Origin of the sequence: Streptomyces sp. NPDC052012 (assembly GCF_040689265.1) — a bacterium.
Taxonomy (GTDB): domain Bacteria; phylum Actinomycetota; class Actinomycetes; order Streptomycetales; family Streptomycetaceae; genus Streptomyces.
In genome coordinates, this window is sequence record NZ_JBFAXA010000025.1 from 61,689 (window position 1) to 83,771 (window position 22,083).

At 71.9% G+C, this 22,083-nt stretch carries 21 protein-coding genes; 10 read left to right on the forward strand and 11 right to left on the reverse strand.

Translation table 11 applies throughout. From position 1 onward, the window contains the following. The first annotated feature begins 339 nt into the window (after positions 1–339). Entirely contained in the window at positions 340–2,874 is a 2,535-nt protein-coding gene (locus tag AB0412_RS29710; protein ID WP_366405677.1) for a DEAD/DEAH box helicase, read from the forward strand. Between the two features lie 85 nt (positions 2,875–2,959). Further along, the gene (locus tag AB0412_RS29715) at positions 2,960–3,814 is read left to right on the forward strand and encodes an alpha/beta hydrolase (RefSeq protein WP_366405678.1); all 855 of its coding nucleotides are present in this window, start codon (positions 2,960–2,962) and stop codon (positions 3,812–3,814) included. A 24-nt stretch (positions 3,815–3,838) separates the two neighbouring features. On the opposite strand, the gene AB0412_RS29720 is transcribed toward AB0412_RS29715, so the two are convergent. Then, a complete protein-coding gene (locus AB0412_RS29720; RefSeq protein ID WP_366405679.1) occupies positions 3,839–4,732 on the reverse strand; it encodes an NYN domain-containing protein in 894 nt (297 codons plus the stop codon). Between the two features lie 177 nt (positions 4,733–4,909). Between AB0412_RS29720 and AB0412_RS29725 the strand changes: the two genes are divergently transcribed. Continuing rightward, positions 4,910–5,065 (forward strand): hypothetical protein, encoded by a 156-nt coding sequence (locus tag AB0412_RS29725; RefSeq protein WP_366405680.1) that lies wholly within the window; start codon positions 4,910–4,912, stop codon positions 5,063–5,065. 27 nt (positions 5,066–5,092) lie between these two features. Here the strand turns inward: AB0412_RS29725 and AB0412_RS29730 are convergent, their stop codons facing one another. The 3 genes from AB0412_RS29730 to AB0412_RS29740 all read right to left on the reverse strand — a co-directional run bounded on the left by AB0412_RS29730 (position 5,093) and on the right by AB0412_RS29740 (position 7,368). Continuing rightward, positions 5,093–5,698 carry a MarC family protein gene (locus AB0412_RS29730; RefSeq protein WP_366405681.1) on the reverse strand — a complete coding sequence of 202 codons (606 nt, stop codon included), beginning with the start codon at positions 5,696–5,698 and terminating at the stop codon, positions 5,093–5,095. A gap of 51 nt (positions 5,699–5,749) precedes the next feature. Beyond that, a complete protein-coding gene (locus AB0412_RS29735; RefSeq protein ID WP_366405682.1) occupies positions 5,750–6,607 on the reverse strand; it encodes a PHP domain-containing protein in 858 nt (285 codons plus the stop codon). Positions 6,608–6,726: 119 nt separating this feature from the next. Next, positions 6,727–7,368, reverse strand: a complete 642-nt coding sequence (locus tag AB0412_RS29740) for a DUF6758 family protein (RefSeq protein WP_366405683.1) — start codon at positions 7,366–7,368, stop codon at positions 6,727–6,729. Between the two features lie 160 nt (positions 7,369–7,528). Here AB0412_RS29740 and AB0412_RS29745 point away from each other — a divergent pair, with 160 nt between their 5' ends. Continuing rightward, entirely contained in the window at positions 7,529–8,752 is a 1,224-nt protein-coding gene (locus AB0412_RS29745; protein WP_366405684.1) for an MFS transporter, read from the forward strand. A 43-nt stretch (positions 8,753–8,795) separates the two neighbouring features. Here AB0412_RS29745 and AB0412_RS29750 read toward each other — a convergent pair whose 3' ends face one another. After that, positions 8,796–9,380 carry a suppressor of fused domain protein gene (locus AB0412_RS29750; protein ID WP_366405685.1) on the reverse strand — a complete coding sequence of 195 codons (585 nt, stop codon included), beginning with the start codon at positions 9,378–9,380 and terminating at the stop codon, positions 8,796–8,798. 499 nt (positions 9,381–9,879) lie between these two features. On the opposite strand from AB0412_RS29750, the gene AB0412_RS29755 reads away from it, so the two are divergent. Together AB0412_RS29755 and AB0412_RS29760 are read left to right on the forward strand one after the other, a co-directional pair. Continuing rightward, positions 9,880–10,995 carry a magnesium and cobalt transport protein CorA gene (locus AB0412_RS29755; RefSeq protein ID WP_366405686.1) on the forward strand — a complete coding sequence of 372 codons (1,116 nt, stop codon included), beginning with the start codon at positions 9,880–9,882 and terminating at the stop codon, positions 10,993–10,995. A 23-nt stretch (positions 10,996–11,018) separates the two neighbouring features. After that, positions 11,019–11,537, forward strand: a complete 519-nt coding sequence (locus tag AB0412_RS29760) for a hypothetical protein (RefSeq protein WP_366405687.1) — start codon at positions 11,019–11,021, stop codon at positions 11,535–11,537. A gap of 28 nt (positions 11,538–11,565) precedes the next feature. On the opposite strand, the gene AB0412_RS29765 is transcribed toward AB0412_RS29760, so the two are convergent. After that, positions 11,566–12,330, reverse strand: a complete 765-nt coding sequence (locus tag AB0412_RS29765; protein WP_366405688.1) for a hypothetical protein — start codon at positions 12,328–12,330, stop codon at positions 11,566–11,568. Positions 12,331–12,544: 214 nt separating this feature from the next. Between AB0412_RS29765 and AB0412_RS29770 the strand changes: the two genes are divergently transcribed. Genes AB0412_RS29770 through AB0412_RS29780 form a run of 3 tightly spaced genes read left to right on the forward strand, consistent with a single transcriptional unit; the run spans position 12,545 to position 15,603 of the window. Further along, positions 12,545–13,828, forward strand: coding sequence for a CBS domain-containing protein (locus AB0412_RS29770; protein ID WP_366405689.1), 1,284 nt, complete (start codon positions 12,545–12,547; stop codon positions 13,826–13,828). After that, entirely contained in the window at positions 13,818–14,426 is a 609-nt protein-coding gene (locus AB0412_RS29775; protein ID WP_366405690.1) for a DUF1003 domain-containing protein, read from the forward strand. Before AB0412_RS29770 ends, AB0412_RS29775 begins: the two co-directional genes overlap by 11 nt. Before the next feature lie 43 nt (positions 14,427–14,469). Then, a complete protein-coding gene (locus AB0412_RS29780) occupies positions 14,470–15,603 on the forward strand; it encodes an Mrp/NBP35 family ATP-binding protein (protein ID WP_366405691.1) in 1,134 nt (377 codons plus the stop codon). 129 nt (positions 15,604–15,732) lie between these two features. Here the strand turns inward: AB0412_RS29780 and AB0412_RS29785 are convergent, their stop codons facing one another. From AB0412_RS29785 to sigE, 5 genes are all read right to left on the reverse strand, one after another. Further along, entirely contained in the window at positions 15,733–16,404 is a 672-nt protein-coding gene (locus tag AB0412_RS29785) for a hypothetical protein (RefSeq protein ID WP_366405692.1), read from the reverse strand. A gap of 264 nt (positions 16,405–16,668) precedes the next feature. Continuing rightward, positions 16,669–17,106, reverse strand: a complete 438-nt coding sequence (locus AB0412_RS29790; protein ID WP_366405693.1) for a sec-independent translocase — start codon at positions 17,104–17,106, stop codon at positions 16,669–16,671. A 99-nt stretch (positions 17,107–17,205) separates the two neighbouring features. Beyond that, the gene (locus AB0412_RS29795) at positions 17,206–19,290 is read right to left on the reverse strand and encodes a trypsin-like peptidase domain-containing protein (protein WP_366405694.1); all 2,085 of its coding nucleotides are present in this window, start codon (positions 19,288–19,290) and stop codon (positions 17,206–17,208) included. 134 nt (positions 19,291–19,424) lie between these two features. Further along, positions 19,425–20,345: a zf-HC2 domain-containing protein gene (locus AB0412_RS29800; RefSeq protein WP_366405695.1), complete on the reverse strand. Its 921-nt coding sequence runs from the start codon at positions 20,343–20,345 to the stop codon at positions 19,425–19,427. Continuing rightward, entirely contained in the window at positions 20,342–21,127 is a 786-nt protein-coding gene (gene sigE / locus AB0412_RS29805; protein WP_366405696.1) for an RNA polymerase sigma factor SigE, read from the reverse strand. Before sigE ends, AB0412_RS29800 begins: the two co-directional genes overlap by 4 nt. Before the next feature lie 162 nt (positions 21,128–21,289). On the opposite strand from sigE, the gene AB0412_RS29810 reads away from it, so the two are divergent. Next, positions 21,290–21,988, forward strand: coding sequence for an O-methyltransferase (locus AB0412_RS29810; RefSeq protein ID WP_366405724.1), 699 nt, complete (start codon positions 21,290–21,292; stop codon positions 21,986–21,988). Positions 21,989–22,083 lie beyond the last annotated feature (95 nt).

The window sequence follows — 22,083 nt, forward strand, 5'->3', positions numbered from 1 at the left end:
AGGCCGCATGTATGAGGATGCCCGGTCGGTGGCCCGATCGGCTCCGACCCGACAGCCCTCCCAGACCGTACGGCACATTGCGTACGGGACCCGGAGGGGGACACCCTCAGCGGTTCGAGCGCTAGAGCGTCGGCAGTGGTCCCGTGCCTCACGGCACCGCCCGTAAGGCAGCCGACGTCCCCGGCACGGTCACGTTCACGACCCCCCGCGCTCGCCTCGCACCGCGCACACAGAAGAGGCAGCACCCTGACTACGACGTTCCGAGAGCTCGGGATCCTCCCCGAGACCGCCGAGGCCCTGGAGGCCGTCGGCATCATCACCCCCTTCCCCATCCAGGAGATGACGCTCCCCGTGGCCCTCTCGGGCACGGACGTCATCGGCCAGGCCAAGACCGGCACCGGAAAGACGCTCGGCTTCGGCCTTCCGCTCCTCGAGCGCGTCACCGTCCCCGCCGACGTCGAAGCGGGCCGCGCGAAGCCCGAGGACCTCACCGACGCCCCGCAGGCGCTGGTCGTCGTCCCCACCCGCGAGCTGTGCACGCAGGTCACCAACGACCTGCTGACCGCCGGCAAGGTGCGCAATGTGCGCGTCCTCGCGATCTACGGCGGCCGGGCGTACGAGCCCCAGGTCGACGCGCTGAAGAAGGGCGTCGACGTGGTCGTCGGCACCCCCGGCCGGCTGCTCGACCTCGCCGGGCAGAAGAAGCTCGACCTCAAGCACGTGCGCGCGCTCGTCCTCGACGAGGCCGACGAGATGCTCGACCTGGGCTTCCTGCCCGACGTCGAGAAGATCATCAACCTGCTCCCGGCGAAGCGCCAGACCATGCTGTTCTCGGCCACCATGCCGGGCGCGGTCATCGGTCTCGCCCGCCGCTACATGTCGCAGCCGACGCACATCCGCGCCACCGCGCCGGACGACGAGGGCGCCACGGTCGCGAACATCAAGCAGTTCGTCTACCGCGCGCACTCCATGGACAAGCCGGAGATGGTCGCCCGCATACTGCAGGCCGAGGGCCGCGGTCTCGCGATGATCTTCTGCCGCACGAAGCGGACGGCCGCCGACATCGCCGAGCAGCTCCAGCGCCGCGGTTTCGCCTCCGGCGCGGTCCACGGCGACCTCGGCCAGGGCGCCCGCGAGCAGGCACTGCGCGCCTTCCGCAACGGCAAGGTGGACGTGCTCGTCTGCACCGACGTCGCCGCACGCGGCATCGACGTCGAAGGTGTGACGCACGTCATCAACTACCAGACGCCTGAGGACGAGAAGACGTACCTGCACCGGGTGGGCCGCACGGGCCGCGCGGGCGCGAAGGGTACGGCGATCACGCTGGTCGACTGGGACGACATCCCACGCTGGCAGCTGATCAACAAGGCGCTGGAGCTGGACTTCAGCGACCCGCCGGAGACGTACTCGACGTCGCCGCACCTGTTCAGCGACCTCGGTATCCCCGAGGGCACCAAGGGTGTCCTGCCGCGCTCGGAGCGGACCCGTGCGGGTCTCGACGCCGAACAGCTGGAGGACCTGGGCGAGCCGGGCGGCCGTGGCCCGCGCGGACGCGGTGGCCGGGGCGAGGCCCGCTCCGCCGAGCGCGAGCGCGAGCGTCCGGACCGTACGCCGCGCCGTCGCCGCCGTATGCGCGGTGGTACGCCGCTGGACGAGGCGGCTCAGCAGCAGGCCGCGGCGCCGGTCGCCGAGCACACCGGTGAGGCGGAGGCGGACTCCGCTCCCCGCACCCCGCGCCGTCGTCGCCGTATGCGCGGCGGAGTCCCGGCCGAGGCGGCACCGGCGGCTGAAGCCGCGGTCGACACGGCCGAGGGCACGGCGCAGGACGCCCCCGAGAGCCCGGCGAAGGCGCGTCGCCGCCGCACCCGCCGCTCGGCGGAGACGGCAGCGGCCGACACGACGGCCGCGGTGACCCCGGCGGTCGACACGCCGTCGAACACCCAGGCCCCGGTGACCACGGAAGCCCCGGTGACCACGGACACCGTGGCGGCCACGGACACGGTGGTGGTCGCGGAGTCCGAGGCTCCCGCCGCCGAGCCGCGCCGCCGCCGTACCCGGAAGTCCGCCGCCGAGACCGCGGTCGACACGGCCGAGGGCGCCACGCAGGCCACCGAGCCGGCCGAGGCTCCCGAGGCCGCGGAGACCAGGCCTCGCCGCACCCGCAAGACCGCGGCGAAGGCGGAGACGGTGACCGAGCAGGCCGAGGTCACGGAGACGGAGCAGCCCAAGCCGCGTCGTACGCGCAAGACCGCCGCCAAGGCGGAGGCGAGCGTCGACACGGCCGAGGCCACGGAGGCCGCACAGACCAGGCCCCGCCGGACCCGCAAGGCGACGGCAGCCCCTGCTGCCGAGGCCGCGCTCGACACGGCGGAAGCGGCGGAGGCCAAGCCCAGGACCCGCCGCACCCGCAAGGCCGCCGAGGCAGCCGAGCCGGTTGCCGCCGTCGCCGACATCCCGGCCCAGGCCGCACAGGAGCCGGAGACGGAGCAGCCCAAGCCGCGTCGTACGCGCAAGACCGCCGCCAAGGCGGAGGCGAGCGTCGACACGGCGGAAGCGGCGGAGGCCAAGCCCAGGACCCGCCGGACCCGCAAGGCGACCACCGCCGCACAGGATCCGGAGGCCACGGCCGAGGCCAAGCCGCGCCGCACGCGGAAGACGGCGGCCACCGCTGCCGAGGCCGCGCCGGGCACGACGGAGGCGACGGAGACCGCCGAGGCCAAGCCGCGCCGCCGCACCCGCAAGGCCGCCGAGGCAGCCGAGCCCGTCGCCGCCGTCGCCGACATCCCGGCCCAGGCGGAAGCGGCGGAGGCCAAGCCCAGGACCCGCCGCACCCGCAAGGCCACCACGGCCGCCGCGGAGCCCACGGAGGGCTGACCCACCACCCCACGGCCCGGTCCCCCACACCGTGGGGCCGGGCCGTGGGCGTGTCCGCGACACCGGCGCCCGCTACTCTCACCCCGTGACCAGCCACCACGCGCCCAGCGCCGAGTCGTACCAACTGCACACCACGCGCGGCGAGTTCGCCGTCGTGGACGTCGAGGTGCCCGCCGAGGCGGAGGCGAAGGGCACCGTGCTGCTGCTGCCCGGATACACCGGCAGCAAAGAGGACTTCACGCTGATGCACGAGCCGCTCGCCGCACGCGGGTACCGGAGCATCGCGGTGGACGGGCGGGGGCAGCACGAGTCGGAGGGTCCGGACGACGAGTCCGCCTACGCACTGGGCGAGTTGGCGCGGGACGTGCTCGCGCAGGTGGAGGCGCTCGGGGAGCGGGTGCACCTGGTCGGGCATTCGCTCGGCGGGCTGATCGCCCGTCGCGCCGTCCTGCTGGACCACTCCCCCTTCCGCTCACTCACCCTCATGGCCTCCGGGCCGGGCCGCATCTCCGTCTCGCAGGAGCAGCGCGTGAAGCTGTTGCGGGACGCGCTCGCGGTGATGTCGATGGAGGAGTGCTGGCAGGCGATCCTGGCCATGGGTCCGCCGGAGGAGGTCGGCGGCCCGGCGCGCGGAATCGGCGGACCCGAGCTGCTGCGCCGCCGCTGGCTGCGCACCAGCCCCGCACAACTCCTCGCAACAGGACGTCAGTTGTGCACGGAGCCGGACCGGGTCGCCGAACTCGCCGCCGTGCCGCTGCCGTTCCACGTCCTGTCCGGGGCGCGGGACGACACCTGGCCCGTGACGGACCTCGACGACATGGCCGTACGGCTGACCGCGCACCGCTCGGTCATCGAGGGCGCCGAGCACTCCCCGAACGCCGACCGGCCCGAGGCGACCGCCCGGGCCCTCGCGGACTTCTGGGACGCACTCCCCCGGTAGCCCCGCCTCACCGCCGGCAGCGTGCTAGTACTGCGCCTGCAAGTGGTCCCAGAACCCGTCCCGCAGCGCCCGCCGCAGATCCGCCTGGCCGCGCAGGGAGTACTGGAGCAGACCCTCCGCCTCCACCAGCAGGTCCTGGTCGACCGAGCCGGGCAGGTACGGATGGCCGGGCAGCAGCTCGACGAGGGTGTCCCGGCCGCGGGCGGCGAGCCACTTGGCGGCGATCTGCGCGCCGACGAAGCGGACGTCGTCCCGGGTGGGCCTGCCCACCGTGGCCTCGTAGGTGGCGGCGGTGCGCCGGGAGACGTACGGCTTGAAGAAGTCCAGGTCGAAGGTGCGCTGGCTGTCGACCTCCCAGAGCAGCGGCTCGGCCTGGTTGCGGCCCTCCGGGGCCTCGATGCCCCACAGGTGGACGCGGGCGCCGTAACCCTGGGCCGCCTCCACGGCCGAGACCAGGTCCTCGTCGCCGCCGAGCAGGGCGGCGTCGCTGATGGCCCGGTGCCGGGCGAGTGACTCCAGGTCGGTGCGGATCAGGGAGTCGACGCCCTTCTGCTGGTTGTTCGCGTTGAGATTGCCGAGGCGGACCTTGACGTCCGGGAGCTCGGCGATGGACTGCTGCTCGGCGGTGTGGATGCGGCGCCTGGCGCCGTCGTACCAGTAGACGCGCAGCAGCCTGCTGTCCGCGAAGATGGTGCGGGCCCGGTCGATCAGCGCGTCGATGAGGCCCTCGGCGTCGAGGTCGAAGGCCCGGCGGTCCTCGGTGCCGGCCACGAGCCGCCCGGCCGCCGCGTACAGATAGCCGGCGTCGACGAAGATCGCGTGCGTCGAGGGCGTCTTCGCCACCTCGGCGAGCATGCGCTCGAGCAGCTCGTTCGTGCGGTCGATTCGGGCGTTGGTGGCCGCGAGGTCGTCGTTCATCGGCTCCATTGTCCCGGCGGTCACGCTGCGAACACAACCGGTCCCGATCGGTCTCGCACCGAACACTTACCGGTCAGTATTTAGCCGATCGAAAAATTTCTTTAGCGTAGGGAATGTTTGCACAGCACAGCTCGTTGCATACGTACAGAACGACCCATCCAGAACGAGAGGGGACCTATGCGCTTCGAGATCATGCGACTCGACGACATCGACGGCACGCCCGTGGACACCACCATCGTGGACGCCGCGTCCGTCAACAGCATCGTCCAGCAGGCCGCCGCCATCGGGCAGCGCCTGTGGATCCGCCCGGCCGACCTGCCGGCCGCCTCGTAACACCGACGACCGGCACCGCGACGGGGATCAGGCGCCCTGGATCACCTGGGTGACCCCGTTGATGATCTGCTGCACGGCGATCGCGGAGAGCATCATGCCCGCGAGGCGGGTCACCAGCACCACGCCGCCGTCCTTGATGACCCGGATGATCAGCAGCGAGTACCGCATCACCAGCCACAGCACGACATGGATGGCGAGGATCGCCGACCACACCGACACCTGAGTGGCGACGGAGTCGGCCTTCTGCACGGCCAGGATGACCGACACGATCGCGCCGGGACCGGCCAGCAGCGGCATGCCCAGCGGGACCAGGGCGACATTGACGTCCTTGGTCTGCTTGGGCTCGTCGGTCTTGCCGGTGAGCAGGTCCAGCGCGATCAGCAGGAGCAGCAGTCCCCCCGCGATCATCAGCGCCGGGACCGAGACATGCAGATAGTCGAGGATCTGGTGCCCGAGCAGGCCGAACACGGTGATGACCCCACCGGCGACGCAGACGGCCTGGAACGCCATCCGCTTCTGCACCTTGCCGGGCCGGCCGGAGGTCAGGGCGAGGAAGATCGGGGTGATCCCGGGGGGATCCATGATGACAAAAAGGGTCAGAAACAGAGAGCCGAAGACGGCGACGTCGAACATGAGTGCCTTGCTGGGGATGAGCGGGGGTGAGGTGGGCGCGGGGGTGGGGGCTCAGGCCCCGCCCGTCCCCGGAACCGGGAACGCGCCGGTCGCGCGCCGCGTGATCTCGCCGTACACCTCGGGGTCCGTCATGAACTCGCCGAGCACACAGGTCTTCCGGCTGCCGTGGTAGTCGCTGGAGCCGGTCACCAGCAGGCCCAGTTCCTTGGCGAGGCCGCGCAGCCGGGCCCGGGTGTCGGGGTCGTGGTCCATGTGGTCGACCTCGATGCCGTCGAGGCCCGCCTCGGCGAGGTCCGCGATCGCCGACTCCGGGACGGTACGGCCCCGCTTGCTGGCGGCCGGGTGGGCGAACACGGCGACCCCGCCCGCGCCCTTGACGAGCCGCAGCGCGTCGAAGGGGTTGGTCTCGTGCTTCTCGACGTACGCCCGGCCGCCGTCGGCCAGCCACTCCTCGGTGAAGGCGTCGCTCACGCTGGGCACGACGCCCAGCTCGACCAGGGCGGTGGCGATGTGCGGGCGGCCGACCGAACCCTGGCCGGCGATCCGTGCCACCTGCTCCCAGGTGACCGGGACGCCCAGTGCGTTCAGCTTGGCGATCATGCCCTTGGCCCGCGGCACCCGGTCGTCCCGGACCAGCTCACGCTCGGCGAGCAGCGCCGGTTCCTCGGGGTCGAACAGGTAGGCCAGCATGTGCATGCTGATGCCGTCGAGCCGGCAGGAGAGTTCGGCGCCGGTGACCAGCGTGAGCCCCGCGGGCAGCACGGCGAGGGCCTCTGCGTGTCCGCGGGTGGTGTCGTGGTCGGTCAGCCCGATGACGTCGAGCCCGGCGGCCGCCGCCTTGCGGACAAGGTCGGCGGGCGTGTCCGTGCCGTCGGACGCGGTGGAGTGAGTGTGCAGATCGATACGCACGACGCATTACTCCAAGCGGGTGACGGACGGACGGGGACGCTTCAGGATAACCGGATTTTCCATCACCCCTGTCACACCCGAACCCGCCCTGCGCCCCCTACGCATCCCTGTGCGGACCTCTAGGTCTCCAGCAGCCTCGGTGACAGCGCCCCGCAGGGCACCAGCTCCACCTCGGCGCCGGCGTCGCGCAGGTCGGTGAGCACCAGCTCGTCGTACATCAGCAGTCCGGACTGCTCGGGCCACACCACCGCCCACAGCCACATCCCGAGGGCCTCGCCCGCGAAGACGGCACGGTCGTCCGGCGTCTTGGAGACATGCCAGAGCGGGGTGGGGCGGCCGGCGGCGAGCACCTTGGTCTGGGCCGGTTTCTCGACGTTCAGATACGGGCCCGGGTCGGGGCCGTCGATGCCCGCGTACCGGGCGCCGAGCCCGACGCCGAGCTCCTCGGCCACCAGGATCAGCTCGCCCATCCCCCCGAGAGGTCCGGGCCCGGTGCAGGCGACGGCCGTGGCACGCCCGCCACTGCGGTCGTCGCCCGCGCTCGCCACCCCCGTGAACAGCCAGCCCACGGGCAGCGGCCACGGCATCCACACCGGCACCTTCGTGCGATGCACCACGACGTTGAGAGCCTCGACGCTCGGCGGCAGCACGGGCTGGAGCGGATGCACGGTTCCGTGCACATCGCACTGCCACGCATCGGAGAAGAGGCCGGGAGCCCTGACCCGGCCACCACACTTCGGGCAACTGGGTTCGCCCCTCATAGAGCCCCACGGTCCTAGCTCTGCCGCGCCACGTCAAGGACGATCACCCGACCGGAGGGAACCGGACCCCGGAAAAATAGATGTAACTTACATTAATTAGCTGAGCTAACTTATTGTGTGCACCTACCACCCATCCATGCCCCGGGATTGGAGCACGCCAGTGGATCCCTTCGAAGCGGGAGCCGGAAGCATCCTCAGGCAGCCGGGAGCCGTGTGGGCGACCGCCGGTGCGTCCGTCGTCGCCTTCATGGGGATCGGGCTCGTCGACCCGATCCTGCCCTCCATCGCGGAGGGCCTCGACGCCTCGGCCGGACAGGTCTCCCTGCTGTTCACCTCGTACTTCCTCATCACCGCACTCGCGATGCTGGTGACCGGCTTCGTCTCCAGCCGGATCGGCGGCCGCCGGACCCTGCTGCTCGGCCTCGCACTGGTCGTGGTCTTCGCCGGCCTGTCCGGCACCTCGTCGTCGGTCGGCGAACTGGTCGGCTTCCGCGCCGGCTGGGGCCTCGGCAACGCGCTCTTCGTCTCGACGGCCCTCGCCGTCATCGTCGGCGCGGCGGCCGGGGGCAGCGCGGCGGCGATCCTGCTGTACGAGTCCGCCCTCGGGCTCGGCATGGCGTGCGGCCCGCTGCTGGGCGCGCTGCTCGGCGACGCGAGCTGGCGCTACCCCTTCTTCGGCACGGCCGTCCTGATGGCGATCGGCTTCCTGTGCATCATGGTGTTCCTGAAGGAGCAGCCCAAGCCGGCGCGCAGGACCTCGCTGCTGGACCCGATCCGGGCGCTCGGCCACGGCGGACTGGCCTCGGCGGCGGTCTCCGCGTTCTTCTACAACTACACGTTCTTCACCGTGCTGGCCTTCACGCCGTTCGTGCTGGACATGTCGCCGTACCGCTCCGGCGCGGTCTTCTTCGCCTGGGGTGTGCTGCTCGCCGTGTTCTCGGTGATCGTGGCGCCGCGCCTGCAGAAGCGCTTCGGTTCGCTCACGGTGCTGGGCGGCTCGCTGCTGCTGCTCGCGGCCGACGTGCTCGTGCTCGGGTACGGCGACCACACCACCGCCGTCGTCTGCACCGTCCTGTCCGGCGCCCTCATCGGGGTGAACAACACCGTGTACACCGAACTGGCGCTGGGCGTGTCGGACGCGCCCCGGCCGGTCGCGAGCGCCGGGTACAACTTCGTGCGCTGGTTCGCCGCCGCGGCGGCGCCCTACTTCGCGCCGAAGATCGAGGAGTGGAGCGACGTCCACATCCCGTTCGTGGTGGCGGCGGTCACGGCGGTGCTGGGTGCCCTGGTGGTGGTCGTACGGCGCAAGGCGCTCACGAACGAGGCCGAGGAACTCCAGCCGCGCCACGCCACCGAGGACGGCGTCGCGGTGTTCGCCAACTGAGCAGTACCGGCACGGATGTTGGTGAGTTTGCTCACGCCGCTGCTCAGTCCAGCGCGACGGACCTGCGGACGGGATCCCGCAGGTCCGTCCCGCTGCTCAGCCAGCGCTCCTGAAGGGCCTGTGCTCCGTGCACCCGCTTCCACGCGGCCTCGTTCGGGGTCATCGGCAGCAGCGGCAGGAACCGCACGGGATCGAGCGGCTCGTCCAGCTCCAGGTCCTCCACCAGGCCGCCCGGCTCGGCGACCAGCACCGAGGTGAACGGGGCGCCCGGCCACAGCGGTTCACCGACGTCGAGCGAGGCGCCGGGCGCCACGACCACGCCCTCGACCTGCGGGGACGCGGCGAGCACGGCGAGCGGGCGGAGCACCTTGTCGGTGTCCGCGAGCCCCGCGCGGACGGACAGCACCAGCTCGGCGCGCGGTCCCTTGACCGGGTCGGCGAGCATCGCGGTGGGGTCGGACATGGGCTGCGCGGACATGCCCAGAGTGGCGTAGCGCACGATGTCGCCCTCGGTGAAACGCAGCACCTCGATGCGGTCCGTGCCCAGGAAGGTGACCGCCGCACGCGCGTCCGGTTCGCCCAGCGCCGTACGCAACCGGGCTTCGACCAGAGGAAGAACATCAGCCATGCCGCGAGCATAGAACTCGTCAGGTCCGGGCAAAGCAGCGCCTTGACACACCGGTCGGCTGATACTCTTGGCCGGTCGGGGCAGCACGCAGAAGCGTCGCGGGTTCGAGCCCCGACGCCTATGTGACTCTCCCCGTCTACGGGGGAATCCCCCAGGGGATTGTGGATCGTCCCTCACGAGGGACCGGCCGGAGGAGGTGAGGCTGACATGGACCGAAGTCGACCGTGCAGTATCACCCGCTCTTCCGCCCGCTGATGTAGCCGCTTCGTTCTGGCTGCCACCTCTCGCATTCGCGTTCTTCAACGGAAGAGCACTTCGTTTCGTTCTGCCTGATCTGCCCCAGTAGCTGTATCAGCGACGAAGCTCGCCACCGCGACGGTGCGGTGCTCCCCGCTTTGTGGACGTGCCAAACATCCGCCAGTTCACGGACGTCCTCATTCCGGGTTGTTCCACCCGTCGTACCGGCGCCTTTCGTTGCCCGCCTGCGAAGGAGCCCGCCATGTCGATGATTCGCGACCTGCGTGCCGTGGTCCGTCCCTCCCGTGTCTCGCTGCGCAAGGACAGCGGCCCGTACGACACCACGCGCGACCCGGCGACCACCACGGCCGTCGTCGACTGCGCCGTCTACCGCGACGGCCGGCGCATCGAGACCGAGGGAACGCTCACCCCGCACGAGGCGATGCGCCTCGTCCGCCGCGACGGCGGTTTCGTGTGGATCGGACTGCACGAGCCGACCGAGGCCGAATTCGCCGGGATCGCCCGCGAGTTCGGGCTGCACCCGCTGGCCGTGGAGGACGCCGTCCAGGCCCACCAGCGGCCCAAGCTGGAGCGCTACGACGACTCGCTGTTCACGGTCTTCAAGACCATCCACTACATCGACCACGACCGGCTCACCTCCAGCAGCGAGGTCGTCGAGACCGGCGAGGTGATGTGCTTCACCGGCCGGGACTTCTTCATCACCGTCCGCCACGGCGGCCAGGGCTCCCTGCGTGCCCTCAGGCACCGCCTCCAGGACGACCCCGAGCTGCTCGCCAAGGGCCCCTCCGCCGTGCTGCACGCCATCGCCGACCACGTCGTCGACGGCTACATCGCGGTCGCCGACGCGGTGCAGGACGACATCGACGAGGTGGAGACGGAGGTGTTCTCGCCGGGCCGCAAGGGCACCCCGCGCGGCACCGACGCCGGGCGGATCTACCAGCTCAAGCGTGAGGTGCTGGAGTTCAAGCGGGCGGTGTCGCCGCTGCTGCGGCCGATGCAGCTGCTGAGCGAGCGGCCGATGCGGCTGATCGACCCGGACATCCAGAAGTACTTCCGGGACGTCGCCGACCACCTGGCCCGGGTGCAGGAGCAGGTCATCGGCTTCGACGAACTGCTGAACTCCATCCTCCAGGCCAACCTCGCGCAGGCGTCCGTGGCGCAGAACGAGGACATGCGCAAGATCACCTCGTGGGCCGCCATCATCGCCGTGCCGACCATGGTGTGCGGGGTGTACGGCATGAACTTCGACCACATGCCGGAGCTGCACTGGCGGTACGGCTACCCGATGATCATGGCCGTCACGGTGTCGATCTGCTTCGGCATCCACCGCACGCTCAAGCGCAACGGCTGGCTCTGAGGGCCGCTGGATAGGCTGAGCGCATGACAAGCGAGCTGCTCGACCGGGCCCTCATCGAGGAGGCCACGAAGAAGTCCGGCCTCATCTGGGTGCGCGGGCCCGGTGCTCCGGCGGCCCGCGCGCTGTGGCACGTGTGGCACGAGGGTGCCGCCTGTGTCGTCGGCGACGGCACCGGGGAGCAGCCGCTGCCGGGACTGGCCGACGGCGCACAGGCCGAGGTGACGGTCCGCAGCAAGGACAAGGGCGGCCGGCTGATCTCCTGGACCGCGCAGGTGGTCGAGCTGCCCTCCGGCGGCGAGGAGTGGACGGCAGCGGTCGCCGAGCTCAAGGGCAAGCGGCTCAACGCACCCGACGGCGAGGCGATGACCGAGCGGTGGGCCCGCGAGTGCCGGGTGCTGCGCCTGGAGCCCACCGGGGCGACGGCCCCGCTCCCCGACGGCTCCCTGTCCGAGCCCCCGCTCCCCTCCCCGGCGACGACCCGCCGCCCGATCCCGGCGGCCCTGCCCAAGCTGCTGGCCCGGAAGAAGCGCAAGCGCAGCTAGGGCCCTGTGCAGCTGCGGACGGCTGCGGCTACGAGCTCGGGAGCTGCTTGCCGTAGTCCAGGGTTTCGTCCTTGGACGGCTTCGTCAGGGGGAAGTCGGCGCCCCAGGCCGAGAAGGTGAGGGTGCCCGCCTCGCCGGCCCGCACCAGGCGCAGCGGATACGGCTTGCCCTCGAGGGAGACGTCGAGGGTGCCGCCGGAGCCGTCGTCGCCGGTGATGCGGATGGTGCGCACGCCCGCCTGCTCGTGGTGGCCGTCCGTGGCCAGCTTGCCGTGCAGGGTCAGCAGACCGCCGAGGAGCACGTCCTTGTCCGTGAAACCGCTGAACTTCTTGTACGAGGGGTCGCCCTGCGGCACCTTCACATACTTCTCGGCCAGCTTCTCGGCCGCCGCCACGTCCGCCTTGCTCCCGTCGCCGTCCTCGCCCTTGCCGTCGTCCTGCCCCCAGAACTCGGCACCGGCCTTCAGGAAGAGCTCGTCGCCGACCCGCAGCAGGCGGAACGTCTCGCCCTCGGTGGTGACCGACCCGATGCCGCCCTCGGACTTCACGCGCATGTCGAGCCTGTACGTGCGGCCGCTGGTGACCACCGTGCCGTGCAGCCGGACCGTGTCGACCGACGCGGCGGCCTTCTGCGTCCGGCTCTGGATCTCCTCGGCGGGCAGCTTGCCGACGCCGTTGGTGCCCTCGTTCGGATCCTCGGAGCACCCCGCGAGCGCCGTCCCCGTCACGAGCAGCGCGCAGACGGCGAGCGCCGGCGCGGCCCAGCGCGGACGGCCCTGGGAGATCGGAATCACAGGTGCGGCTGCCTCTCTGACGGGGGACCTGAACGGCGTACCGCAGGGTACCGGGGTCGCACGACGCGGACGGAGCCAGTCCGTCCGGACCGGCCGCGAGAGCACGGCCGATCGGGACGGGCTAGCCTGAAGCCCACCCGAGCGGGCAATTCGGAAAACAAACGCAGCAGGCAGTACCCGTAACGAACACCCCGCACGAAAAGGAGCCGCGGCCATGGCAGCGGGCGCCCCCCGGTTCTTCGTCTCACACCTGTCCGGTGTCGCCGTCTTCGACCCGACCGGCGACCAGGTGGGGCGGGTGCGCGATCTGGTCGTGATGCTGCGGGTCGGCCGGCGACCGCCGAGGCTGCTCGGCCTCGTCGTCGAACTCGCCACCCGGCGGCGCATCTTCCTGCCCATGACCCGGGTGACGGCCGTGCAGTCCGGGCAGGTCATCACCACCGGCGTGCTCAATGTGCGGCGCTTCGAGCAGCGGCCCACCGAGCGGCTGGTGTTCGGGGAGCTGCTGGACCGCCGGGTGACGCTCGTGGAGAGCGGCGAGGAGGTCACCGTCCTCGATCTGTCGGTGCATCAGCTGCCGGCCCGCCGGGACTGGGAGATCGACCGGGTCTTCGTGCGCAAGGGCAGGAAGGGCGGGGCGTTCCGGCGCAGCAAGGGCGAGACGCTGACCGTCGAGTGGTCCGCCGTGACGGGTTTCTCGCTGGAGGAGCACGGGCAGGGCGCCGAGAACCTGCTCGCCACCTTCGAGCAGCTGCGCCCCGCCGACCTGGCCAACGTGCTGCACCACCTCTCCCCCAAGCGGCGCGCCGAGGTCGCCGCCGCCCTCGACGACGACCGGCTGGCCGACGTGCTGGAGGAGCTGCCCGAGGACGACCAGATCGAGATCCTCGGCAAGCTGAAGGAGGAGCGCGCCGCGGACGTGCTGGAGGCCATGGACCCTGACGACGCGGCCGACCTGCTCGCCGAGCTGCCCGAGGAGGACAAGGAGCGGCTGCTGAGCCTGATGCAGCCCGGCGACGCGGCCGACATGCGGCGCCTGATGGCGTACGAGGAGCACACCGCGGGCGGTCTGATGACGACGGAGCCGATCGTTCTACGCCCGGACGCGACCGTCGCCGAGGCCCTCGCCCGGGTCCGCAACCCCGACCTGTCCCCCGCCCTCGCCGCCCAGGTCTACGTCTGCCGCCCGCCCGACGAGACACCGACGGGCAAGTACCTCGGCACGGTGCACTTCCAGCGGCTGCTGCGCGACCCCCCGTACACCCTGGTCAGCTCGATCCTGGACGACGATCTGCAGCCCCTGGAGCCGGACGCGGCGCTGCCCGTGGTCGCCGGGTTCTTCGCGGCGTACGACATGGTGGCGGCGCCGGTGGTCGACGAGGCGGGCTCGCTGCTGGGTGTCGTGACCGTGGACGACGTACTGGACCACATGCTGCCCGAGGACTGGCGGGAGACCGAGTTCCATCTCGACGAGGGGGTGGTGACGGATGGGGCCTGAGCGCGACGGCGTGCGCGAGCGTCTGCCCTCCGGTGCCACCGCCGCCGGACGGCCCCGGGTGCCCCGCCTGGACCAGCCGCGCCCGCCCCGGCGGCGGATCCTGCCCGAGTGGGACCCCGAGGCCTTCGGGCGGCTGTCGGAGCGCATCGCGCGGTTCATCGGCACCGGGCGGTTCCTGGTCTGGATGACGGTCACGATCATCATCTGGGTCGTGTGGAACACGCTCATGCCGCAGTCGGTGCGGTTCGACGAGTACCCGTTCATCTTCCTGACCCTGGCCCTGTCCCTGCAGGCCTCCTACGCCGCGCCGCTGATCCTGCTCGCGCAGAACCGGCAGGACGACCGCGACCGGGTCAATCTGGAGCAGGACCGCAAGCAGAACGAGCGCTCGATCGCGGACACCGAGTATCTGACCCGGGAGATCGCCGCCCTGCGGATCGGGCTCGGCGAGGTGGCGACGCGCGACTGGATCCGCTCGGAGCTGCAGGATCTGGTCAAGGAGCTGGAGGAACGGCACAACGGACACCGGGAGCACAACGGGACACTCCCGGCCATGCGGGCACAACGGCCGCCGGGACGTGACGCAGGCGACCACTGAAGGGCTTACCGGCCGGTGTACCGGGCGCCGTACCATCGTTCTCATGGCTACGGAAGACGCGGTGCGCGAGGCACTGGCGACGGTGAACGACCCCGAGATCAACCGGCCCATCACCGAGCTCGGGATGGTCAAATCGGTGGAGATCGGCGCGGACGGAGCGGTCGCGGTCACCGTGTACCTGACGGTCTCCGGCTGCCCCATGCGCGAGACCATCATCCAGCGCGTGACGGACGCGGTCTCCCGGGTCGACGGCGTCACCCGCGTCGACGTCACGCTGGACGTGATGAGCGACGAGCAGCGCAAGGAGCTGGCGAACGCCCTGCGCGGCGGCCAGACCGAGCGTGAGGTCCCCTTCGCCAAGCCCGGCAGCCTCACCCGCGTGTACGCGGTCGCCTCCGGCAAGGGCGGCGTCGGCAAGTCCTCGGTGACGGTCAATCTGGCGGCGGCGATGGCGGCCGACGGCCTGAAGGTCGGTGTCGTGGACGCCGACATCTACGGCCACAGCGTGCCGCGCATGCTGGGCGCCGACGGCCGTCCGACCCAGGTCGAGAACATGATCATGCCGCCGTCCGCCAACGGCGTGAAGGTCATCTCCATCGGCATGTTCACCCCGGGCAACGCCCCCGTCGTCTGGCGCGGACCGATGCTGCACCGCGCGCTCCAGCAGTTCCTGGCGGACGTCTACTGGGGCGACCTGGACGTCCTGCTGCTGGACCTGCCGCCCGGCACCGGCGACATCGCGATCTCCGTCGCCCAACTGGTCCCGAACGCCGAGATCCTGGTCGTCACGACCCCGCAGCAGGCGGCGGCCGAGGTGGCCGAGCGGGCCGGCTCCATCGCCGTCCAGACCCACCAGAAGATCGTCGGCGTGGTCGAGAACATGTCCGGCCTGCCCTGCCCGCACTGCGGCGAGATGGTCGACGTCTTCGGCACGGGCGGCGGCCAGGTCGTCGCCGACGGCCTCACCCGTACGACGGGCGCCAGCGTCCCCGTCCTCGGCAACATCCCCATCGACGTCCGCCTCCGCGAGGGCGGCGACGAGGGCAAGCCGGTGGTCCTCACCGACCCGGACTCCCCGGCCGGCTCGGCCCTGCGCGCCATCGCGGGCAAGCTGGGCGGCCGCCAGCGCGGCCTGTCGGGCATGTCGCTGGGGATCACACCGCGGAACAAGTTCTGAGAGACGTGGGTGGAAGCGCCCCGTAAGGGGCGCGGGGAACTGCGCGACCAGCCACACACAACCCGCAGCCGCCCACGCTCACGAGGCCCTACGGCGAAGGGGCGCCGAAATCCGACCGGCGCCCCTCACTCATGCGTACGCCGCAACGTCCTTCACCGCGGCGAATCCCAACCCGTACGCACTCATCCCCCGCCCGTACGCCCCCACATGCACGCCCGCCTGCGTGGACCCGGCCAGCACCCACCCGAACTCGGACTCCCGGTAGTGGAACGGCGTGGGCACCCCGTCCACCGGAAGCGACAGCGTCGACCACTCCGGCCCTGACAGATCGTCGGCCAGCGCCCACGCCGTCTCCGTCTGCTGCTCCAGCCAGTCGTCCCGCAGGGAATGGTCCATCTGCCCCGGCCAGGTGAACGACAGCAGCCCCACACCCGCGAGCCAGGCCGCGGAGGACACCGACGTGGCCTCCAGCAGCCCCGTGCCGTCGGCGCTGCGCCGCACCGGATTCGCGGCGACGGTCACCACGACCGCGAACTTCTCCTTGACGTCCTGACCGGACCCGGCGGCGTGCTCGTTGCGCACCGAGGGCTCGTCACCGTGCCCGATCGACCCGTGCTCGACGGCTCCGTCGGCCGCCGTACCGACCTGCATCAGCCAGCGCGGCCCCGTGAACGCCTCGTCGAGGCCGTACCAAGGGAAGGGCGCGCGCAGGTAGTCGTCGACCGTACGCCGGGCGGGGTTGACCTGTGGTCCGTCCTCCGCGGCCGGCGCCTGCGCGACTGCCCGACTCGTCGTCTCCATGATCCCGGACGCCTCCTCGCTCTCGTCGGACCGGGCGGCCCGCCCCCCTACGGGCGTACTCGTCCGATCCGCACAACAACTCGGCAGCATAGCCACCCCGTCGGCACGCGGCCGGAAACCGCCCGGCGCGTGGGTCGCGCGGACGTCCGGATCAGGCCGTGCGCAGCCCGGGCGACGTATGAAACGCATCACGTACGCGGGGGCGTGCGCCGGGCGCAGGCGCTGCTCGGCGCGGCACCGGTACGGTCAGCGCGCCGGCAGGCGTCAGGTGGCGTCCGCGTCGTACGGCGGCCGCTCGTCCGCGCTCGCCGGCCGCTTGGTCATCTCGACCTTGCCGCCGGACGAACCCGAGGCGGAGGCTGACGACCCGGTGTCGGAGTCGCGGCCGTGGACGGCGTCCGTGACCTCGGCCATCTCCTTCTTCAGGTCGAAGCCGTTGCGGATCTCCTTGAGCCCCAGGTCGTCGTTGTCCAGCTGCTTGCGGATGAACGTCTTGGGGTTGAGGTCCTCGAACTCGAAGTCCTTGAACTCCGGGCCGAGCTCCTGCCTGATGTCCTGCTTGGCGCTCTCCGAGAAGTCGCGGATCTTCCGGATGGTGCGCGTGACGTCCTGGATGACCTTGGGGAGCTTGTCGGGACCGAAGACGAGCACGGCGAGGATGATGAGCGTGACCAGCTCGAGCGGTCCTATGTCATTGAACACTGCAAGCTCCTCGCGATGCCTTCGGGCCGGGTCCACGGTACCCGGCCATCCTGTACGACCGGTACTGCGCCGAACCCGTACGTTTCCCTGGCCGCCGGATCACTCGCCGTCCGAGGAGCCGAGCACGAGCGAGACCGTGCGCTCCTTGCCGTCCCGTTCCAGGGTGAGCTCCAGGCGGTCGCCGGGGCGGTGGGCGCGGGTCTTGACGATGAGCTCCTCACCGGAGTGGATGGGCCGGCCGTCGACCTTCGTGATGACGTCGCCGGCCTTGATCCCGGCCTTGTCGCCGGGGCCACCGGTGGAGACCGGCGGGCCGCCGTCGCTGCCCTTGGTGCCGACGCGGGCGCCGTCACCGGTGTACTCCATGTCGAGGGTGATGCCGATCACCGGGTGGGTCGCCTTCCCGGTGTTGATCAACTCCTCGGCGACGCGCTTGCCCTGGTTGATGGGGATGGCGAAGCCGAGCCCTATGGAACCGGCCTGGCCGCCGTCGGTGTCGGCGCCGCTGCCGGCGGAGCGGATGGCGGAGTTGATGCCGATCACGCGGGCCTTGGCGTCGAGCAGCGGGCCACCGGAGTTGCCCGGGTTGATCGGGGCGTCCGTCTGCAGGGCGTCGACGTACGACACGTCGCTGCCGTCGCCCTCCTCGCCGCCCGCGGTGATGGGCCGCTCCTTTGCGCTGATGATGCCGGAGGTGACGGTGCCGGCGAGGTCGAAGGGGGCGCCGATGGCGACGACGGGGTCGCCGACCTGCACGTTGTCGGAGTTGCCGAGGGGCAGCGGGGCGAGCCCGCGGACGCCCTTCACCTTCACGACGGCGAGGTCGTAGCCGCTGTCCCGGCCGATGACGGTCGCCTCGGCGGTGTCGCCGCTGTGGAAGGTCACGGTGATCTCGCCGCCGTCTCCGGCGGGCTCCACGACGTGGTCGTTGGTCAGGATGTGCCCTCGCGTGTCGAGCACGAAGCCGGTGCCGGTGCCGGCCTCTCCGCCGCCGCTGACATGCAGGGTGACCACGCTGGGCAACGCCTGCGCGGCGATCCCGGCGACGCTCCCGGGCTCCCGCCCGGCGTCCTCCTTCCCGGCCTGCGGCAGCTCGACTGCTCCCACACCGCCGTTGCGCTCGAGATAGGCCCCGACGAGCCCGCCGACCAGCCCGCACACCACCGCGAACACCAGCAGCGCCCCGACCAGCACCCTCGCGCGCCGTTTACGCCGCCGCTCCTCGGTCTCGAGCGGCTCCCCGCTCAGCTGCAGCGGAGCAGCCGCAGCGGCAACGGCCCAGGGGTCGTACCGCCCCCAGGGATCCGGCGCACCGGAGACCCCGCCGACTGGCCCGTCCACCGGGCCGGGGCCGGGCGTCGGCGCCGGGACGCCGGGCGCCGGGGCGTGGGTGCCGGAGCCCTGCGCGGGAATGCCGGGCGCCGGGGTGTGGGCGCTCACGGCGGGCCCGCCCGGGGCCTGCGCGGGCACGCCGGGCGTCGAGGCGGGTGCGCCCTGTGCGGGAATCGGCGCTGCGGGAGAGGACGCGCCGCTCGGAGCGGGGACCTGGCCGTGAGTGCCCTGGGGCGAGGACGGGTGGGGCGGCACGGGGGGCGGGACCACCATGCCGTGGGCCGGTGTCGTCGCGGGGTGCTGCACCGGCGGCGCGGGAGCCCAGGGCCCGGGTTCACCGTACGGCGGGGTGCCGTAGGGGTCGGGGTCGTGCAACGGCTTCGGCTGCTCGGCCCGCGGGCCGGCGGACGTGCTGAGGGGCGTGGGCGACGCGGACGACACGGACACCGCCGCCGTCTCCGCCTCCGCCGAGACCTGCGGCCCGGCCTCCCCGTCCGCTGCGGCAGCCGGCGCCGCGGCCTCCGCATCCGCGAACGCCGGCGCGGTCGATGCCGACCCTGCCTCCGCCGTGACGGACTCGCGCTCGGCCTCCACGGGCGCCGGAGCCGCAGGTTCAGGGGACCCTGCCGGGGGCACGGGCCGCTGCTCGTCGGACAACCCGTCGGCCGGGGGCTCCGGTGCACGGGGGACAGGGCCCCTCGGGCGGTCGAGTTCGTAGTCGCCCTCGTGGGAGGCGGGCGGCTGGGGTCGGGCCGGTCGGGCCAGTTCGAAGTCGCCGTCGGTGGTCCGGGGCGATGCCGGCTCAGGCGCGCCCTTCCGCTCCCCCGACGGGCCCGGCTTCCCCTCGTTCATGCTCTCCCCGCAGCTGGTCGCGGCCCGGCACGTCGGCGCAGGCCGCAGATCATCGACTCCGTGGCTCCGCCCGGCTGAGCCTGGGCGCGCCTCCTGGATTCAATCAGGTTCGCGCGCCCGTGCGCAGGGGAGAGTCAGCGGACCGTACGGGAGGACGCCGCGGGACTGGCCGTCGGCAGCAGGTCCGGGGCCTTGATCCCGGACGTGGCCCATGCGGTCAGCACCGGCGGCGGGGTCGCGCTGAGCGGACGTATCAGCGGGGACACGGGCGCCGCGTCGCCCAGCATCGGTGTGCCGTCGCCCTGCGGGATCCCCGGCAGCAGCGGTGCCGCGACCACGGTGGGGGCGGCCGGGACGTCACCGAGCGTGCTCTGGGCGCCGTGGATCTGGCCGAGCATCGGTCCGGTGCCACGGCGCCGCTGTGTCTCGGACGCGACGGCCGCGCCGGTGCCCTGGGTGCGCACCGGGGTCACATTGCTGCCCTTGCCCGAGCCGCGTGCCTCCGCGTCGGTCGGGGTGATGGTGCTGACGCCGCCGAGCGCGATCGCGGCCAGCGACACCGCTCCGGCGGCGACGAACGCGAACCTCAGCCCGCGTGAGGACGCCCGGTCGTGCTCGGGCCGGCTCACGTCGTGGATGCGGAAGGCGCGGTCCGGCGACGGGCCCAGCGCCGGTGCGGGCGCGTGCCGCCGCGTCGGGGCATACGCGAACTCGAAACGCTCGCCGCGCTTGGCTCCGAACACACCGGAGGTGCCGCCCGGAAGCCCCCCGCCCAGCGGCGAACCGCCGCCGTCGAGGTCGCCGCCCCCCGGAAGGCCCTGCAGGCGCGCCAGCAGGCTCTCGGACGGCGGTGGAGGGGCAGCCTGAGCGAAGACGTTCTTCAGGCGGCGCTGTGCGTCCACCTCCGCCTTGCACTTGGCGCAGGTGGCGACATGCGCCAGTACGCGCTCACGCGCGTCATGACCGAGCTCGCCGTCCACCAGGGCGGAGAGTCGGTCTCCCAGGTGCTGCTCTGCGAGGTGTCCCTCGGAAGACTTCGGTCGTGAACCGCTCACGCGCTCGCGCCCCCTCCTCCCAGTGCGGGAACAGGCGGCACGAAGGAGCGGCGGTCCGCCCTGGCCTGCGGCGAGCGGTGCGCAAGGGCCTTGCGCAGCTGCGAGCGGCCGCGGTGGATCCGGGACCGGACCGTGCCGAGCTTGACGCCGAGGGTCGCGGCGATCTCCTCGTACGACAGCCCCTCGATGTCGCACAGCACGACGGCGGCGCGGAACTCGGGGGCGAGGGTGTCGAGGGCCTGCTGGACGTCCGCGTCGAAGTGGGCGTCGTTGAAGACCTGCTGGGGCGTGGGCTCCTTGCTGGCCAGCCGCTCGGCCGCGTCCTCGCCGAGCGCGTCGAAGCGGATGCGCTGCTTGCGGCGGACCATGTCCAGGAACAGGTTGGTGGTGATGCGGTGCAGCCAGCCCTCGAAGGTGCCCGGCGTGTACGTCGACAGGGAGCGGAAGACGCGGACGAAGACCTCCTGGGTGAGGTCCTCGGCGTCGTGCTGGTTGCCGGTGAGACGGTAGGCGAGCCGGTAGACCCGGCCGCTGTGCATGCTGACGATCTCCTCCCAGGTGGGCGGAGTCCACGCCTGCCCGTCCGCGTCGGTGGAGAAGCTCGCGGTCTGGGCCGGGCCGTCGGCGGCCCCGGCGGCGTGGCTGTGGTCAGCAGCGGTGTCGTTCACGGATTTCGGCCTGCCCGCTGATCCGAGGAAGCGCCGCAGCACTCCTCCGCGATCCACAGGCGCAGCCGCACCTCCCCTGTCGGCTCTGGTGGTGTCCAGTGGAGCCCCTACCATAGCCACCTCGCCCGTTAGCTCCGGATAAGCGGTTTTACGAGAATTTGATGCGGGCTGCCATGGCTCGTACGACTGCGTCTGCACTTGCTCGGCGTCCTCGTCCACTACCTACCCCCCGTCACGGCGCACACCCCTTGCTCATCCCTTTAAACGACCGGTCCCATCTGCGGGTTCCCGACGGCAACGGATACAGTCACGCCCAGGCAACCACGGGGACAGGAGAGGGTCATTACCGCCAACCGGCAGACGAGCTGGGCGTTCGCCGACGCCTATGTCGCCGAGGACGACGCACTGCGCTGGGCCCGCGACCGGGCCCGCGAGGCAGGGCTGCGCTCGGTGTCACCCGGCACGGGCGCGGCCCTGCGGTTGCTCGCCGCCACGGTGGAGGCCAAGGCGGTCGCCGAGATCGGCACCGGCTGCGGTGTGTCCGGGATCCATCTGCTGCACGGCATGCGTCCCGACGGGGTGCTCACCACGGTCGACCCGGAGCCGGAGCACCAGCAGTCCGCGCGGCAGGCCTTCCGCGACGCCGGTTTCGCCGCCAACCGGGCCCGTTTCATCCCGGGCCGGGCCCTGGACGTCCTGCCCCGGCTCGCGGACTCGGGCTACGACCTGGTGTTCTGCGACGGCGACCGGCTGGAGTACCAGGACTACCTCGCTGAATCGTTGCGCCTGTTGCGTCCGGGCGGCCTGGTCGCCTTCGAGGGCGTTTTCGCCAACGGCCGGACGGTCGACTCGGGGCCGCAGCCCACGGAGGTGCTGCGGCTGCGCGAGCTGGTGCGGTCGGTGCGCGAGAGCCAGGAACTGGTGTCGTCGCTGCTGCCGGTCGGTGACGGACTGCTGTGCGCGGTGAAAAGGTAGCGGGAGCACCGGGCGACGTCGGGACCACTGCGCCCACCTGCACAAACAGCCGCCCCGGCACCAGGTGCGGCGCCGGGGCGGCTGAAAGGGTATGG